12 protein-coding genes are annotated in these 16,093 nt (G+C 67.1%); 3 read left to right on the top strand and 9 right to left on the bottom strand.

The window, feature by feature from the left end; genetic code table 11:
- Positions 1-180: 180 nt before the first annotated feature.
- From AC1DVZ_RS14325 to AC1DVZ_RS14285, 9 genes are all read right to left on the bottom strand, one after another.
- Positions 181-525, bottom strand: coding sequence for a cupin domain-containing protein (locus AC1DVZ_RS14325; RefSeq protein WP_477618874.1), 345 nt, complete (start codon positions 523-525; stop codon positions 181-183).
- A 41-nt stretch (positions 526-566) separates the two neighbouring features.
- Positions 567-1,295 (bottom strand): respiratory nitrate reductase subunit gamma, encoded by a 729-nt coding sequence (gene narI, locus AC1DVZ_RS14320; protein WP_477618873.1) that lies wholly within the window; start codon positions 1,293-1,295, stop codon positions 567-569.
- Positions 1,292-2,002, bottom strand: coding sequence for a nitrate reductase molybdenum cofactor assembly chaperone (gene narJ / locus AC1DVZ_RS14315; protein WP_477618872.1), 711 nt, complete (start codon positions 2,000-2,002; stop codon positions 1,292-1,294). The genes narI and narJ overlap by 4 nt, the downstream gene beginning before the upstream one ends.
- Positions 1,999-3,648 (bottom strand): nitrate reductase subunit beta, encoded by a 1,650-nt coding sequence (narH, locus tag AC1DVZ_RS14310; protein ID WP_477618871.1) that lies wholly within the window; start codon positions 3,646-3,648, stop codon positions 1,999-2,001. The genes narJ and narH overlap by 4 nt, the downstream gene beginning before the upstream one ends.
- Positions 3,648-7,364 carry a nitrate reductase subunit alpha gene (locus tag AC1DVZ_RS14305; protein WP_477618875.1) on the bottom strand — a complete coding sequence of 1,239 codons (3,717 nt, stop codon included), beginning with the start codon at positions 7,362-7,364 and terminating at the stop codon, positions 3,648-3,650. Before AC1DVZ_RS14305 ends, narH begins: the two co-directional genes overlap by 1 nt.
- Positions 7,365-7,399: 35 nt before the next feature.
- Complete coding sequence (locus AC1DVZ_RS14300) at positions 7,400-8,566, bottom strand: MFS transporter (RefSeq protein ID WP_477618870.1); 1,167 nt, start codon at positions 8,564-8,566, stop codon at positions 7,400-7,402.
- A gap of 738 nt (positions 8,567-9,304) precedes the next feature.
- Positions 9,305-9,772 (bottom strand): ribonuclease E activity regulator RraA, encoded by a 468-nt coding sequence (rraA, locus tag AC1DVZ_RS14295; protein WP_477618869.1) that lies wholly within the window; start codon positions 9,770-9,772, stop codon positions 9,305-9,307.
- Between the two features lie 59 nt (positions 9,773-9,831).
- Entirely contained in the window at positions 9,832-11,019 is a 1,188-nt protein-coding gene (locus tag AC1DVZ_RS14290) for an MFS transporter (protein ID WP_477618868.1), read from the bottom strand.
- A gap of 3 nt (positions 11,020-11,022) precedes the next feature.
- Positions 11,023-11,706: a GntR family transcriptional regulator gene (locus AC1DVZ_RS14285; RefSeq protein ID WP_477618867.1), complete on the bottom strand. Its 684-nt coding sequence runs from the start codon at positions 11,704-11,706 to the stop codon at positions 11,023-11,025.
- A gap of 242 nt (positions 11,707-11,948) precedes the next feature.
- Here AC1DVZ_RS14285 and AC1DVZ_RS14280 point away from each other — a divergent pair, with 242 nt between their 5' ends.
- From AC1DVZ_RS14280 to AC1DVZ_RS14270, 3 genes are all read left to right on the top strand, one after another.
- Entirely contained in the window at positions 11,949-13,124 is a 1,176-nt protein-coding gene (locus AC1DVZ_RS14280; RefSeq protein ID WP_477618866.1) for an ABC transporter substrate-binding protein, read from the top strand.
- A 149-nt stretch (positions 13,125-13,273) separates the two neighbouring features.
- Positions 13,274-14,947, top strand: coding sequence for an ABC transporter permease (locus tag AC1DVZ_RS14275; protein ID WP_477618865.1), 1,674 nt, complete (start codon positions 13,274-13,276; stop codon positions 14,945-14,947).
- Positions 14,940-16,070, top strand: a complete 1,131-nt coding sequence (locus tag AC1DVZ_RS14270) for an ABC transporter ATP-binding protein (RefSeq protein WP_477618864.1) — start codon at positions 14,940-14,942, stop codon at positions 16,068-16,070. The genes AC1DVZ_RS14275 and AC1DVZ_RS14270 overlap by 8 nt, the downstream gene beginning before the upstream one ends.
- Positions 16,071-16,093: the final 23 nt, after the last annotated feature.

The raw sequence follows: 16,093 nt of genomic DNA, 5'->3' as shown, positions 1-16,093 counted from the left end.
AAGGAAGAGGACGGCCTCTTCCCTGCGTCACTCATCGCGCTGGGAGGCGCCGAGTGGGACGCCTCGATGCTGGCGTGGCAGGAGGCGCACCCGGGTCAGAGCATGATCGGGCAGTGATGCCCGGTCGGTGCAGGGCCAGCCGCCCGGCCTTGGGTCAGTGCGCAGGCAGGCAGCCAGGTGTCAGCCGTTTTTCTTGCCGACGCTCAGGAGGATCGCGGAGTCTTCGTCGGCCTCGAGGGCGTGTCTGGCATCGGGCACGACCAGCAGGTCCCCCGTTGACCCGCTCCACGAGGTGTCCCCTGAGACGAGCCTGACGTGCCCATGCAGGACCTGGACCGTCGCGTCGCCCGGATTCTCGTGCTCGTCGAGGGCGCTGCCGGCGCGGAGTGCGATGAGGGTCTGGCGAAGGACATGGTCGTGACCTCCGAACACGGTCTGTGCACTCCGTCCGCTGGTCGCCGTCCGGGCGAGCTCGAGGTGGTGTCGCGTCAGGTCGTTGAGGGACTCGTTCTGCATCGTGCTCATCTCCAGGGTTGTGGTTCAGGTCTGGCCGGCGCGGAGGGCCCTCAGCCGACGCGGTCCCAGCCGCGACGGGGCCGGTGGCTGCCGAGCTGGGTGTCGTCGCGACTGCGGTAGACGATGTAGGGGCGGGTCAGGTAGCCGATCGGCGCGCTGAACACGTGCACCAGCCTGGTGAAGGGCCACAGGGCGAACAGCCCGAAGGCGACCAGCGCGTGCAGCTGGAATCCCAGCGGCGCGTCCGCCATCAGGGAGGCGTCGGGGTGGAACGCGAGGAACGAGCGGTACCAGACGGATACGCCCTCGCGGTAGTTGTACTCGCCGCCGATCGTCATGATCGAGCCGGCGATGGTGTTCCACATGCCCAGCATGATCACGACGGCGAGGAAGGCGTACATGACCTTGTCCATGCGCGTGGTGGCGGAGAAGACGGGGCCGACGGTGCGTCTGCGGTAGATCAGGATCGCCATGCCGACCACGGCCATCACGCCGGCCAGCAGGCCTCCCGTGACGGCTACCACGTGGTAGGCGTGCTCGCTGACCCCGGCCCAGTCCGTCCAGGACTGCGGCACCAGCAGGCCGATGATGTGGCCGCCGACGACGCCGAGCATCCCGAAGTGGAAGAGCGGGCTCCCAATGCGCAGCAGGCGGTTCTCGTAGAGCTGGGACGATCGCGTGGTCCACCCGAACTTGTCGTAGCGGTAGCGCCACAGGTGACCGACCACGAAGGTCGTCAGGCACAGGTAGGGGAGGATGACGAAGAGGAACTCGTTCATGTGCGGGCTACCGGGAACGACGGCATGGGCAGCGCGATGGATGCCGTGGCAGCACGGGTGTCCGCGCCGGGGCTGAACTGCGGGTTGGCGAACGGGGCGAGCCCGACCTCTTCCTCGGGTGGCCCCTCGGCAGCGAGCCGCCGGACGGCATCGCGCTCGTCGCCACGCAGCGGCGGCAACGTGGCGGTGACTGCATCGATCAGGTGCGCCCACGGCGAGCCCATGTCCCGCAGCGAGAGTCGCAGCAGCTCGAGGCCGGCCCGGTGGTCGAGCATCAGGTCGCGGCCGATGTCCTGGTCGACGGTGGCGGCGAACTCGAGCACCACACAGAGGTGGTCGGGCAGCTCCCCGTCGTCGAGCTCGAACCCGGCGCGCAGGTACGACTGCTTGAACCGGAGCAGTGCCATGCCGCGCTTCCGGGTGTCCCCGTGGGCGAAGTAGGTCAGGAACAGGTTGCAGCGGCGCCGGGTGTCGAACGTCTCGACGTAGTCCGCCTGGAGCTCCGGCAGCGGAGTGGACTCGAGGTGGTCAAGGAAGGCCCGGATGGAGCCCCCGACCGCCGGCGTCAGCCGCTGCGAGGCGGACCTCAGCAGGTCGGCGCGGGCGATCAGGAACTCGTCCGGGTAGTCGAGGAGTAGGGAGACCGACTGCCACACGATGGTGAGCTGGTCGGGGGGCAGGGTCGGTCTGGGACGGCGGCTGCTCATGAGTCGGAGCCCGTTGGTGGGAACATCCCCGGTGGGGAGCCCTTGCCATCCCAGTTGAGGAGGTTGACACGGCCCTTCGTGTGGCTCGGTCCGGCCAGCGAGTCGGAGGTCTGCCGGTCCTGCAGCATCTGGAAGTTCTCGACCGCGATCGGCGTCGGGATCCCGGACCCCTCGCCGAACAGGTCCTGCTGTCCGCCGCCGTAGTCCGACACGGAGCACTCCGTGGACAGCTCCTCCAGGGAGTGGGCCTGCTCGGCGTGCGCGGGCGGGATGACGTAGCGCTCGTCGTACTTCGCGATCGCGAGGAGGCGGTACATGTCGTACATCTCCTCCTCGCTCATCCCTACTGCAGCGGGGATCGAGGGGTCGGGGTCGCGGCCCATGTTGATGTCGCGCATGTAGCAGCGCATCGCGGCGAGCTTCTTGAGGACGGCGTCCACGGGTTCGACTTCGCCGGCCGTGAAGAGCTCGGCGAGGTACTCGATGGGGATCCGGAGGGCGTCGATCGCGGCGAAGAGGTTGCCCTTGTCCTCGGCGTCCTCCCCGGTCTCTGCGACGACGTCGACGACGGGGGACAGGGGTGGGATGTACCAGACCATGGGCATGGTGCGGTACTCCGGGTGGAGCGGCAGTGCGACCTTGAAGGTGTTGATCAGGGCGTAGATCGGTGAGCGCTGTGCCGCGTCGATCCAGTCGCGGGCGATGCCGGCGTTCTCCGCCTCACGCACCACCTCGGGGTCGAACGGGTCGAGGAACACGTCGCGCTGGGCCTCGTACAGCCCCTGGTCGTCAGTGGTCGAGGCGGCCGCGAGGACCTTGTCGGCGTCGTAGAGCATCAACCCGATGTAGCGCAGCCGACCCACGCAGGTCTCGGCGCACACGGTTGGCAGGCCGACCTCGATACGCGGGAAGCAGAACGTGCACTTCTCGGCCTTGCCGGTGCGGTGGTTGAAGTAGATCTTCTTGTAGGGGCAGCCCGAGACGCACTTGCGCCAGCCGCGGCACTTGTCCTGGTCAACCAGGACGATGCCGTCCTCCTCGCGCTTGTAGATCGCGCCGCTGGGGCAGGACGCGGCGCACGACGGGTTGAGGCAGTGCTCGCAGATCCGGGGCAGGTAGAACATGAAGGTCTGCTCGAACTCGAACTTCACCTTGTCGGCGATCTTCTTGAGCATGGGGTCGCGGTGCGCGGTCTCGGTGGAGCCGCCGAGGTCGTCGTCCCAGTTGGCCGACCACTCGATCTTCATGTTCTTGCCGCTGATCAGCGACTTGGGTCGTGCGACCGGAGTGTGCTCCTGGGCGGGCGCGTCGGTGAGGGTGGAGTAGTCGTACGTCCACGGTTCGTAGTACTCGCCGATCGAGGGCAGGATCGGGTTGGAGAAGATCGTCATCAGGTTCTTGAGGCGTCCGCCTGCCTTGAGCTTCATGCGGCCGCTCTTGGTGAGCTCCCAGCCGCCCTTCCACTTCTCCTGGTCCTCGTAGGTGCGCGGGTAGCCGAGCCCTGGCCGAGTCTCGACGTTGTTGAACCAGATGTACTCGGTGCCCGAGCGGTTGGTCCATGCCTGCTTGCAGGTCACCGAGCAGGTGTGGCACCCGATGCACTTGTCGAGGTTCATCACCATCGCCATCTGGGCCATGACCTTCATCAGTACGTCACGTCCTGGCTGCGCTTGCGGATGATGGTGACCTCGTCACGTTGGTTGCCGGTGGGGCCGAGATAGTTGAACGCAAAGGTCAGCTGGGCGTACCCCCCGATCAGGTGGGACGGCTTCACGAGCAGCCGGGTCAGTGAGTTGTGGATTCCTCCGCGCTTGCCGGACGTCTCCGCCAGCGGTACGTCGATCAGCCGGTCCTGGGCGTGGTACATGTACACCGTTCCCTCCGGCATCCGGTGCGAGACGATCGCCCGGGCCACGACGACGCCGTTGCGGTTGACCGCCTCGATCCAGTCGTTGTCCTTGATGCCGACCTTGGCCGCGTCGCGGTCGCTCATCCAGATGTTCTGGCCACCGCGCGAGAGCGAGAGCATGAACAGGTTGTCCTGGTACTCCGAGTGGATCGACCACTTGTTGTGTGGGGTCAGGTACCGCACGGTCAGCCCTTCGACCTGGCCGGCCGAACCGTCCGACACGGTGCCCAGCGCGGGCTCCGCGAACAGCGCCGCCATGTTGAGCGGGGGCCGGTAGACGGGAAGACCCTCGCCGAGCTCGGTCATCCAGTCGTGGTCGAGGTAGAAGTGCATCCGCCCGGTCAGGGTGTGCCAGGGCTTCTTGCGCTCCACGTTGATGGTGAACGGGGAGTAGCGCCGCCCGCCGGTCTCGGAGCCCGACCACTCGGGTGAGGTGATCACCGGGACGGGCGGTCCCTGGGTGTCGGCAAAGGTGATCTGCTTGCCCTCGTGCTCCTCGGCCAGGTCGGCGAGCTGCACGCCGGTGCGCTTCTCGAGCGTCTTGAAGCCCTGGGTGGCCAGGTGCCCGTTGGTGGTCCCGGACATCGCGAGGATCGCTTCGCACACGTTGACGTCCTTCTTCAGCGACGGCCGACCGTCGGCCACGCCGCCTCGGACCGCCCCGTTCTTGGCCCGGAGGTAGTCGACCTGCTTACTGAGCTCGAACGTGACGCCCTTGGTGGTCGCGCCGAGCGTGTCCACGAGTGGGCCGAGTGCGTTCATCTTCGCGGCGACAGCGCCGTAGTCGCGTTCGACCTCGACCAGCTTGGGCATGGTGACGCCGGGAATCGGCTCGCACTCGCCCTTCCTCCAGTCGCGCACGACGCCGTGCGGGTTGGCCATCGCGTCGGGGGTGTCGTGGGTGAGCGGCACGGCGACCACGTCCTTGCGGACACCGAGGTGCGTGGCGGCGAGCTCGCTGAACTTCTCGGCGATCGTCTGCCACGCGTCCCAGTCGGTGCGGGTCTGCCACGGCGGGGCGATGGCGGGGTTGAAGGAGTGCACGAAGGGGTGCATGTCGGTGGTGTTGAGGTCGTGCTTCTCGTACCAGGTGGCGGCGGGGAGGACGACGTCGGAGAAGATCGTGGTGCTGGTCTGGCGGAAGTCGATCGTCATGAGCAGGTCGAGCTTTCCCTCCGGTGCCTCGTCCCTCCACAACACATCGACGGGTCGTTGCCCCTCAGGTGTCTCGGTGGCTCGCACCGAGGAGTCGGTGCCGAGCAGGTGCTTGAGGAAGTACTCGTTGCCCTTGCCGGACGAGCCGAGGAGGTTGGCCCGCCAGATCGACAGGATCCTCGGGTAGTTGCCGGGCGCGTCAGGGTCCTCGCCGGCGAAGTCCAGCTCGCCGGACTTGAGTTGTTCGACGACGTACTCGCCGATCGGCTTCCCCGCGGCAGCCGCGTCGTCGCTGAGGTCGAGCGGGTTGCGGTCGAAGGTGGGATAGGACGGCATCCAGCCCATCCGGGCGCTCTGGGCGATGACGTCGGCAGTGGACTTGCCCGCGAGCTGGCCCTTGCCAGTGGTCGCCGAGAGGGTATCGGCGCCGAACTGGTCGTAGCGGAACTGGTTGGTGTGCAAGTACCAGTAAGCCGTTTGGATCATGTTGCGCGGCGGCCGGTTCCAGTCGAGTGCGTTGGCGATCTGGGTGTAGCCGGTGATCGGGCGGACCTTTTCCTGTCCGACGTAGTGGGCCCAGCCGCCGCCGTTGACACCTTGGCAGCCGGTGAGGTTGGTGAGGGTGAGGAAGGCGCGGTAGATCGTGTCGGAGTGGAACCAGTGGTTGGTGCCGGCGCCCATGACGATCATGGACCGGCCCTTGGACTCCTCGGCGTTCTGGGCGAACTCGCGCCCGATCCGAGCGGCGGTGGCGGCCGGCACTCCCGTGATGGCCTCTTGCCAGGCGGGCGTGTACGGCGACTGTGCGTCGTCGTAGCCGTTGTTGTCACCGGTCGGCCAGACTCCCGGAAGGGCCTGACCCTGGTGCGACCGGCCAACCCCGTACTGCGCGAGGAGCAGGTCGTAGACGGTGGTGACCAGGTGACCATCGACGCGGCGCACGGGTATGCCCCGAGGGAGGTCGGCGGCCGCGCCGTCAGGGGTGTCGAAACGCGGCATACGGACGACGACTGACTCGGTCGCGGTGTCCAGGAGGGAAAGAACCGGGTCGACGTCGCCGAGCTCGAGGTTCCAGCTGCCCACCCCTGCCTCGCCGTACCGATGGCCCAGCGACCCGTTCGGGATGACGGGCTTGCCGGTGGCGGAGTCGATCAGCACGGTCTTGAAGGCGGCGTTCTCGTCGCCGATGTGGTCGGGGAGGTCGGCGGCGGTGAGGAACTTGCCGGCGGTGTACTCACCGTCAGCCGCTTCCTCGAGGCGGACCAGGTGGGGGAGGTCGGTGTAGGCCTTCACGTACTGCGTGAAGTAGGGCGTCTGGCGGTCGACGAAGAACTCCTTCAGCACGACGTGGCCCATCGCCATCGCGAGGGCGGCGTCCGTGCCGGGCTTGGCAGCCAGCCACTCGTCGGCGAACTTCACGTTGTCGGCGTAGTCGGGGGCGACGGCGATGACCTTCTGGCCGCGGTATCGGGCCTCGGTCATCCAGTGAGCGTCCGGGGTGCGGGTGACGGGGAGGTTGGAGCCCCACATGATCAGGTAGCCCGCGTTCCACCAGTCACCGGACTCGGGGACGTCGGTCTGGTCGCCGAAGACCTGTGGGGAGGCGACGGGGAGGTCGGCGTACCAGTCGTAGAAGCTCAGCATGGAGCCGCCGATGAGGTTCACGAACCTGGCGCCGGAGGCGTGCGAGACCATCGACATCGCGGGGATGGGCGAGAATCCGGCGACGCGGTCGGGCCCGTACTTCTTGATCGTGTGGACGTGCGCAGCAGCGACGATCTCGCTGGCTTCCTCCCAGGTGGCGCGGACCAGGCCGCCCTTGCCGCGCGCCGACTTGTAGGCCTTGGCCCGCAACGGGTTCTCGACGATGTGCTCCCAGGCTTTCACCGGGTCCCCGTCGTGCTGGGACTTGGCCTCGCGGAACATCTGGAGCAGGACGCCGCGCACATACGGGTAGCGAACTCGAGTGGGGGAGTAGGTGTACCAGGAGAACGCCGCGCCACGGGGGCAGCCGCGGGGCTCGTACTCGGGGGAGTCCGGGCCGACCGAGGGATAGTCGGTCTGCTGGGTCTCCCAGGTGATGATCCCGTCCTTGACGTAGACCTTCCACGAGCAGGAGCCGGTGCAGTTCACCCCGTGGGTGGACCGCACGACCTTGTCGTGGCTCCAGCGGTCGCGGTAGAAGTCGTCGGCCTCGCGCCCTCCGACCTGCGAGATGGTCCGGAGGTCGTCCGAGACGGTTCCCTTGGTGAAGAACCTCCGGCTGCGGACCAGGGCCTCCGTGAGGGAGCCGTCCATCCCGATGTCGGACGTGGACTTCTTGTGCGAGGGGGTCAACGAGCTTCCTGTCCTTGGGCGGCGGTTCGTCGGACGACCGTGACGGTGAGGAGCAGTGCCAGTGCGGCGGTGGCGCTGAGCATCCACAGCCCGATGGCGTACGAGTCGGTGCGGCCGTAGACGTAGCCCATGATCAGTGGCGGCACGAAACCGCCCAGACCTCCGGCTGCGCCGACGAGTCCGGTCACGCCCCCGACCCGAGAAGGCTCAGTGACCTTGGCGATGAGGGCGAACGTGGCGCCGCTTCCGGAGCCGAGCGCGGCGGCCATCGCGAGGAACGCGAGGGTGCCGATGCCGTGCAGTGGTGGGGTGCCGGCGGAGATGGCGGCGCACACGACGACGACGCCGAACCCGGTGGCCAGCACAGGGATCGAACCCACCTTGTCGGCGAGCCAGCCGCCGACGGGGCGCAGGATGACCGCGATGAGCACGAAGCCGGCCATCCGGTTGGCCGCGCTGTCCGGGGTGAGGTGGTGGGCGGTCTTGAGGTATGCCGGGAGGTAGACCGAGAAGGCGACGTACCCACCGAAGGCCACCGCGTAGAGAAGGCACGCCTGCCAAGTGATCGGGAGCCGGGCGTTGGCCGAGATCCGCGAGGCCAGTGAGGTGGTGGGCACCACTCGGTCGGGTGCGTCCCGAAGGATCAGCCAGGCGGCGAGGGAGTAGCCGGCCAGCACCACCGCAGTGATGAGGAAGGGTGCCTTTGCGCCCAGGTGGCTGGTGAGCTTGACGGTGGTCAGTGCGCTGATCGCGGTACCGCCCATGCCGGCGCCGAAGATGCCGACCGCGAGACCGCGCTTCTCCGGCGGGAACCACGCGTTCACGAACGGGACGCCCACGGCGAAGGCGGTGCCGGCGATGCCGAGGAAGAAGCCGCCGAGGATGAGCAGGGCGTAGGAGTCGAGGGCGAAGAAGGCGATGAAGAGGGTCGGGATGATGGTCACGCCCGAGACGATCGGAAACATGACCCTTCCGCCGTACCGGTCGGTCAGCCCGCCCACGATGATGCGGCCGAGGGAGCCCACCACGACGGGGACAGCGACGAGGAGGGCGACGTCGGACTCGGTCAGGGTGCCGAGGGACCCGGTGGCCCGGAATAGTGGTCCGAGGGGGCTGATCAGCGCCCAGGCCCAGAAGTTCACCGCGAAGCCGAGGGTGGCCATCGCCAGCATCAGCCAGGGCGATCTGGTTGCCGCTCGGGGCTGATGGTCCGAGGTCAACGGGGTGGTGGTCATCGGAGTGGTCACAGTCGTGCTCTGATGACGGAGCTGTGGACGACGGGCGTTGCGGCGGCCTGTTCGGCCATGACTGGTCTCCTTATCGGCCCACCGGCGGTGGTGGGGCGGCGCGGAAACAAGCACAGTGGCTTCGGTGCATGCCTACCAGTGCCAAAGGTCCTGCTCGTCGGAGATGCCCGGTCGGCTCTTCGAGCCTGTCGGGACGCTGGTCCCGGGCGGTGCCACACGATGTCTCCTCTGCCGAGCGGTGCATCAGCTGAAGTCACCGGGTCCAGGGCGACGACGAGTTGGACCTGTCCCGACCAACATAGCCCTTGCCTAGCCGACTGGCGCCGACTCGTGCGGGGCCGAAGAGCCTCCGACCGGCGTCGACGGTCTGTGGGGAAATCGCGGCGAACTTCGTTGGCGAGCCGTGAAGGCGAAGGTGAGCGGCCGGCATACCCCGGCCTGTAGATCCATCGCGAAAGCTTCGAAGATTCGCGGGGAAATCTTGGTTTCGAAGGCTGTGACCGTCGGACTCCCGCGCCCGTGACCCGCACGGACACCAGGGGTGGGGGTATGCAATCGCGATGGAGTTTCGCACCGTTCCGATTGGCGATGTTACGGGCAGACCGATGCGGTATACACGGCTGGCCCCAGGAGTCTGTCGAAAGGTCGTTGCCCTTAGCTGCGCGTGACGAGAATGCCGTCCGAGTCGCTGTAGAGGCGCAGCCCCGGCCGGAATGTAACGCCGCCGAAGACCACGTCCACGTCGCGCTGCCCGACGTTCTCTTTGCCGCTTCTGCGCGGGTTGGAGCCGAGGGCCTTCACACCCAACGCGATGCCCGAGAGCGCCTCGACATCACGTACCGCCCCGTTGATGACCACCCCGGCCCACCCGTTCGCGGCTGCCCGGTCGGCCATCCTGTCCCCCATGAGGGCGCAGGACAGCGATCCAGCACCGTCCACGACGAGAACACGTCCAGCCCCGTCCTCCGCAATGGCGGTCTTGACGAGGATGTTGTCCTCGAAGACTTTGATGGTCGTGATCTCACCCTCGAAGGCAGCGTGCCCTCCATAGTTGCGGAGCTGGGTGTAGCACGACTGCAGGGCCTCTCCCTGGTCGTCGTAGATGTCGGCGGTGGGCTTCATGCATGACTCCTGGGTGTTGGTGAGTGCTTGGGCAGGTTGTGACTTGGTGGTGGACATGGTCAGGTCGCAGCTGCTGAGGGAAGGTTGCGTGCGGCCAGTCCAACGGCTGCGAGGCTGGCGCCCGTCACGATCAGTACGCCGGCGGCTCCAGTGGTGGCCGCCATCGCGCCAGCGGCGGCTGGCAGGACGACCTGTCCGGCCCGGTTGCCGACGATCCGCAGCGACATCGCCTTGCCGCGCGCGCCGGGCGGGGCAGAGTCGGACAGCCAGGACATGGTCAGGGGCTGTCCTACCCCGAGTCCAAACCCGGCAACGGCGATGCACACCGCAAGGAAGGCGATGCCCAGTGGCAGGGCGGCTGCAGCCATGGCCACGGCGGACAGCAGGGTGAAGGAGACGAGGAGTCGCTGGCGACCGAGTCGGGCGACCAGTCGTCCAAGGGTGATGCGTGAGGCCATCGACGTGAGGCCGCGCAAAGCCAGCAGTACTCCCACCATGCCGGCGCTGATCCCTCGTTCGGCGCCGAGCGCCGGAAGGTAGGCCAAGGTGATGTCGACCGCCGCGAGAACGACACAGCTCGTCACGAGGGCCCGGGCGAGCCCTGGCATCCGCAAGAGGCGACCAGTGCCCGCGGCGCCGGGCCGCGTCTGGCGCGTAGATGTGCTGGTGCTGGAGAACCCGAAGGAGACGAGCGCCAAGAGTCCGGCGGCCCCGCAGGCTGCGATGAAGATGGCGCTGGTGTCGGGGATCGCCTGATCAGCGCCGAAGAGGAGCAGGAGCGCCGGTCCGATCGTCTGCCCCAACGAGGCGGCAAACGTGTACCGGCCGAAGGCGCGGTCGGCGCCTGTGCCCGTGACGCGGTTCGCCACCCAGGTCTGCTCGGCGATGACACTGCAGAGGTGGCCAAGCCCCAACAGGACCGTGCCGACCACCAGTGCGGCGAGGGACTGCCCGGCCAGGGTCAGGGTCGAGACGGAGGCCACGATGAAGGCGGAGCCGGCGACCGCCATGGTTCGCTCGCCCACCCAGTCGGTCAGGGCCCCACTGGGAAGGGCGAGCAGCAGGGGAGCGACCGCGAAGCATGCCGAGAGCAGACCGAGCAGGCTGCTGCTCAGGCCGAGCTCGATGGCCCGGTAGGTGGTGGTGGGTCGGACGACGAACGTCAGCACCTGCACCAGCAGGGCATGCGCCAGCAGGACCGCCCACGGTCCACGCAGCACCGTCCACGGCGGTGCGGTGCGGGCCATGTGTCACTTGGCGGACGGCTCGGGGTGCCCGAGCCTCCACACAGCCGTGGCTCCGAGACTGGTGTCGATGTGCTCGCGCATCACCGCGCCCGCTGCTTCGCTCTCGCCGGCGATGACGTACTGAACCAGCAGGTCGTGCTCACGAGCCTTCTGGTCGCGGGCCGCCTGGCCCCGGTCGGTCTGGAGGGCCAGCCGTCGGTAGCGGTCAGCCTTGTCCCACAGCGCCTCAAGGGTGTCGATCAAGAGCTCGTTGTGGGAGGCCATGTAGATGGCGGCGTGGAACCGGCGGTGGGCCACAAGCTGCTCGACGGCCGGGTGGGAGGGCAGCGGGTCCAGGCCTTCGGCCGCCGCACGGATGGCTTGGATGTCGGACTTCGTTCGGCGCTCGGCTGCGAGGGCCGCGGCCAGTGGGTCGAGCGATCGGCGGAGCTCGAGCAGGTCGCGTGCTTCCTCTGCTCGCAAGGAGGAGATTCGGGCGTCACGGTGGGCATCGAGCTCGACCAGTCCCTCGCTCTTCAACCTGCGCAGGGCCTCACGCAGGGGTGTGGTGCTGATGCCGATGTTGCTCGCCAAGTCGCGCTGCTGGATGACGGTGCCGGGGCCGAGTTCGCCGGAAAGGATCCGGTCGCGGACCTGACGGTACGCAAAATCGCTCTTGGTCTCGTACAACTCTGCTGGCTGCGACATGCGGCTCTCCTCCGTGATTGGGTTATAACGTAGCGCAACTCTGCCCCTAGTTGGCAAGCATTCGCACACTTCAAGTGCCGTGCGATGTAGCACACAGGCGGATGAAGGGGGCCTAGGGGAGGGCTTCCGAGGCTCCCCTGATCAAGAAGGGGGTCACTGAGGGCTTGACGTCATAGGTTATAACCGTCACTCTAGTGCGAACACCCCGAGGCAATGGGCCTCGTTCTTCAAGGAGGAAGAGCATGACTGCTGTCCCACTGGGCGCCGCTCGTATCGTTCGACGACGCCCCGCCCGGGTGGCCCTGGCCCTCGGCGCCGTCGCATCCCTGACCCTCGTGGCAGCCTGCGGAACCAGCGACACCCCCGAGCCCGGCGCCAACAACGTGGTCAAGACCGGCGAGGCCCCGAGCTACTACCCGGCCGAGTACAAGGACGTCATCACCGCCTCCAAGACCGAGGGCGGCACCCTGACGATCTACTCCAACACCGACCAGGAGAACTGGGCCCCGATCTTCCGCGACTTCCAGAAGAAGTACCCCTGGGTCAAGAAGATCGCTGCCAACAACCTCGACAGCGACGAGGTCTTCCAGAAGGTCCTCAGCGAGCAGGCCACCGGTGGTTCGCCGGCGGACATCCTGGTCTCCAACGCAGCACAGGCGTGGGCCGACTTCGGTGAGCGGCCCGGGACGCTGCTGGAGTACAAGTCCCCCGAGCTGGCCAAGCTGCCCGAGGTGGCGACCCTCATGCCGAACGTCTACTCGATGTCGACCGACCCGATGTCGATCGTCTACAACGCGTCGCTGATGAAGGACAAGCCGACCGGGCTCAAGAGCCTGGCCGACATCGTCGCCAAGGACCCCAACACCTACAAGGGCAAGATCACGACGCGCGACGTCGGCGGTGCCTTCGGCTTCACCGTCTCGAACGCCTTCACTGAGGCGCGACCCGACTCTTGGGCGTCGCTGGAGAAGCTCCTCCCGCTGGGCAAGGCCGAGTCCTCGTCGGGAACCCAGCTGGAGAAGATCACCGCCGGTGAGTACCTCGCAGGCTTCTTCGTCAGCGCCGCGCCCGCCTACCCCAAGGTTGAGCAGAGCGGTGGACTCCTGGGCCTGACCTTCCTGGACGACGGAACCGTCGTGCTCCCGCGCGGCATCGGCATCGCAGCGAAGGCCCCGCACACCGCGACGGCCAAGCTCTTCACCGACTTCGTCCTCTCCGAAGAGGGCCAGCGCGCAGTCGCGGAAGGCGGCCTGACCTCCTACCGCGACGGGATCGAGGCCACTGACGGCCGGCACACCTACCAGGAGCTCGTCAAGAAGGTCGGCGAGGCCAACGTCATCAACGTCAAGTACACCAAGGTCCCCGAGGACAAGGTGAAGGCGTTCACGACCCGCTGGGACGGCCTGCTCGGCCGCTGACCAGACAGCCAACGACCGCACCGAGGACACGAAGGGCTTCGAGAACCATGACAACGACAACGACGTCGCCGCGACGCAGCGACAGCCCGCCGGCACCGGGGGCGTACCCGGCACCCCGGTACCGGCGGGTCCTCGGCCAAGGACGAGAGGTGCTGCTGCACTGGGCAGTCATCATCCTGCTGGCCGTCCTGGTTCTGGCCCCGGTGGTTCCGACCCTGTACCAGTCCCTGCTCGACCGGCCGCTCTACGAGGCCGGCGGAGTGCTCAGCCTGGACAACTACGCCAAGCTGTTCACCGAGGCAGGCTTCGGCAAGGTCATGCTCAACACGGTGCTCTTCGCCGGCCTCACCACGGTGCTCACCCTCGCGATCGCCGTCCCCATGGCGGTCGTGGTGGTGCGGACCAAGATCCCCGGAGGACGGATCCTCGCGGCAGCGATGCAGTGGCCGTTCTTCATCTCCTCGCTGATCCTCGGCTTCGGCTGGATCACCATGTACGGACCCGCAGGGTTCGTCAGCGTCCAGGTCCGTCAGGTCCTGGGAGTCGTCCCGTGGAACCTGTACTCCATCCCCGGGATGGCCTTGACCGAGGCCGTCGCTCTGGCGCCAATCGCCTACACGTTCTGCGCAGGTGCCCTGCGCCAGAGCGACGCCTCACTCGAGTCGGCCGCCCAGGTCTGCGGCGCCGGACCGCTCCGCATCCTGTTCCAGGTCATCCTGCCGATGCTCAGGCCGCCGATCGTCTACAGCTCGATCCTGGTCATCTCGATGTCCGTCGAGACGCTCAGCGTCCCACTGCTCTACGGTCAGCCCGCCAACATCCAGGTGTTCTCCACCTTCCTGTACCGCAACGGCCTGCAGTCCATCAACCCGGACTACGGCATCTTGGGAGCAGCCTCGGCCCTGATCCTGCTGGTCACCATCAGCCTCGTCGCCGTCCAGGCCAAGCTCCTCAAGGATGCTCAGCGCTTCGTCTCCGTACGCGGCAAGGCCACCAGGCCACGCAAGCTCGACCTCGGGTGGCTCAAGTGGGTCAGCCTCGTCGCCATCGTGTTCTACGTGGTCATGGGCGCCTTCGTGCCGATCGCCGGTCTGGTGTTCCGCTCCTTCACGCTGGTCTTCAGCCCACTGCAGTCACCGCTCAAGACGCTGTCCATGGCCAACTACGACCGGATCTTCACCTACGCGGCATACATCCAGTCCATCAAGAACAGTCTCATCGTCGCCGCAGTCGGAGCCGTGCTCGTCAGCGTGGTCGCGCTCCTGGCCGTCATGGTGGCTCGCCGCTCCAACTTCCGGTACCGGCGCGCCGCGGAGTACCTGGCCCTGGCGCCACAGGCCATGCCCGGAATCATCGTGGGTATCGGGCTCTTCTGGGCCTTCGCCTACGCGCCCTTCGGGATCGACAAGTTCATCCAGGGCAGCCTCTGGGCCCTGATCATCGGCTTCGGACTTCGAGCGCTACCAAGCGGATTCGGCTCACTCGCCCCTTCGGTCATGCAGATCGGCCAAGAGCTCGACAATGCCGCCCGCGTCTCCGGTGCCGACTGGATCAAGACCTTCACCATGATCCTCGCCAAGCTCCTCACCCCCGCCTTCGCCGGCGCGCTGGTCCTGACCTTCGTGACCATGCTCAAGGAGTACTCGCCGGCCGTCTTCCTCGGTTCCGCCGACACCAACATCATCGGCACGACGATGCTCGAGCTCTGGGTCCAGGGCAACACGGGATCCGTCGCCGCCCTCGCCTCAATCCAAATCGCCATCACCGCAGCCTTCGTCGGGCTCGCCGGACTCCTCCTGAAGGGACACAACAAAGATGCCTGACGTCAAGGTCTCCAACCTGAACAAGATGTTCGGCGACAACGTCGTTCTCGACAACGTCGACTTCACCATCAAGGACGGCGAGTTCTTCACCCTCCTTGGCCCCAGCGGCTGCGGAAAGTCCACCACCCTCAACTGCATCGCCGGCCTCGAACAGCCCACGAGCGGAGCGATTGCGGTCGGCGACACGCCCTTCGTCGACACCGACAAGAAGCTCTTCGTACCGCCCGAGGGCCGCAACCTCGGCATGGTCTTCCAGTCGTACGCACTGTGGCCCCACAAGACCATCGCCGCGAACCTGGCCATGCCGCTGCAGATCCGCAAGGTCGACAAGGCCGAGCAGCGGCGTCTGATCGACGAGGCGCTGGACAAGGTCGGACTCCTGCACCTGCGGGAGCGCTACCCCCACCAGTTGTCCGGTGGCCAGCAGCAACGCGTCGCCCTCGCTCGAGCCCTCGTCTACTCGCCCAACGTCCTGCTGCTGGACGAGCCCMTGTCCAACCTCGACGCCAAGCTCCGCGAGCAGGCCCGAGCCTGGCTGAAGCGGCTCCAGACCGACCTTGGCATCACCACCGTCTACGTCACCCATGACCAGGACGAGGCACTCGCCCTGAGCGACCGCATCGCCGTCATGTCCCACGGACACATGATCCAGGTGGGCACACCCACCGAGATCTACGAGACGCCCGCCACCGCAGAGGTCGCGGCATTCGTCGGCCGATGCAACTTCCTCGAGGCCACCGTCACTGACACCACCACATCCGGCATCGCCGTCAAACTCGCCGCGAACGGCCAGCAGATGGTGGTCGAAACGCCTGAGAAGGTCTCGGTGGGCGACCACATCACCGTGGCGGTGCGCCCCGAGAAGCTCAACGTGCTGCCCGCCGACGACGTGGCCATGCCCGGCACCAACGTCATCAGCGCCGAGGTGCTGACCACCTCCTACCTGGGCTCGCGATTCGAGTACGACCTCAAGGTCGGAGACCACGTCGTCCAGGTCGTCAACGACCGTGGCGGTCTGGCAGGTCCGGTCAACCTCACCGTCGACCCCGATGCCTGCCTCGTCTACACCCAAGCCGACGTCCTGTCCGAGGACGCCCAAGCCCTCCTGACCGTCTCCCACTGACCCCGCTCGCCCGAACAGAGGAA

The sequence above is a fragment of the Pedococcus sp. P2_E5 genome (assembly GCF_056403895.1).
Note: the sequence above shows the minus strand (reverse complement) of the source record. Positions and strands in the feature narration are given on the sequence as shown.

Excerpts from the sequence above, each read along its gene's own strand:
- AC1DVZ_RS14325 (WP_477618874.1), bottom strand. The coding sequence starts at position 525 with ATGAGCACGATGCAGAACGAGTCCCTCAACGACCTGACGCGACACCAC.
- narI (WP_477618873.1), bottom strand. The coding sequence starts at position 1,295 with ATGAACGAGTTCCTCTTCGTCATCCTCCCCTACCTGTGCCTGACGACC.
- narJ (WP_477618872.1), bottom strand. The coding sequence starts at position 2,002 with ATGAGCAGCCGCCGTCCCAGACCGACCCTGCCCCCCGACCAGCTCACC.
- narH (WP_477618871.1), bottom strand. The coding sequence starts at position 3,648 with ATGAAGGTCATGGCCCAGATGGCGATGGTGATGAACCTCGACAAGTGC.
- AC1DVZ_RS14305 (WP_477618875.1), bottom strand. The coding sequence starts at position 7,364 with ATGGACGGCTCCCTCACGGAGGCCCTGGTCCGCAGCCGGAGGTTCTTC.
- AC1DVZ_RS14300 (WP_477618870.1), bottom strand. The coding sequence starts at position 8,566 with ATGGCCACCCTCGGCTTCGCGGTGAACTTCTGGGCCTGGGCGCTGATC.
- rraA (WP_477618869.1), bottom strand. The coding sequence starts at position 9,772 with ATGAAGCCCACCGCCGACATCTACGACGACCAGGGAGAGGCCCTGCAG.
- AC1DVZ_RS14290 (WP_477618868.1), bottom strand. The coding sequence starts at position 11,019 with ATGGCCCGCACCGCACCGCCGTGGACGGTGCTGCGTGGACCGTGGGCG.
- AC1DVZ_RS14285 (WP_477618867.1), bottom strand. The coding sequence starts at position 11,706 with ATGTCGCAGCCAGCAGAGTTGTACGAGACCAAGAGCGATTTTGCGTAC.
- AC1DVZ_RS14280 (WP_477618866.1), top strand. The coding sequence starts at position 11,949 with ATGACTGCTGTCCCACTGGGCGCCGCTCGTATCGTTCGACGACGCCCC.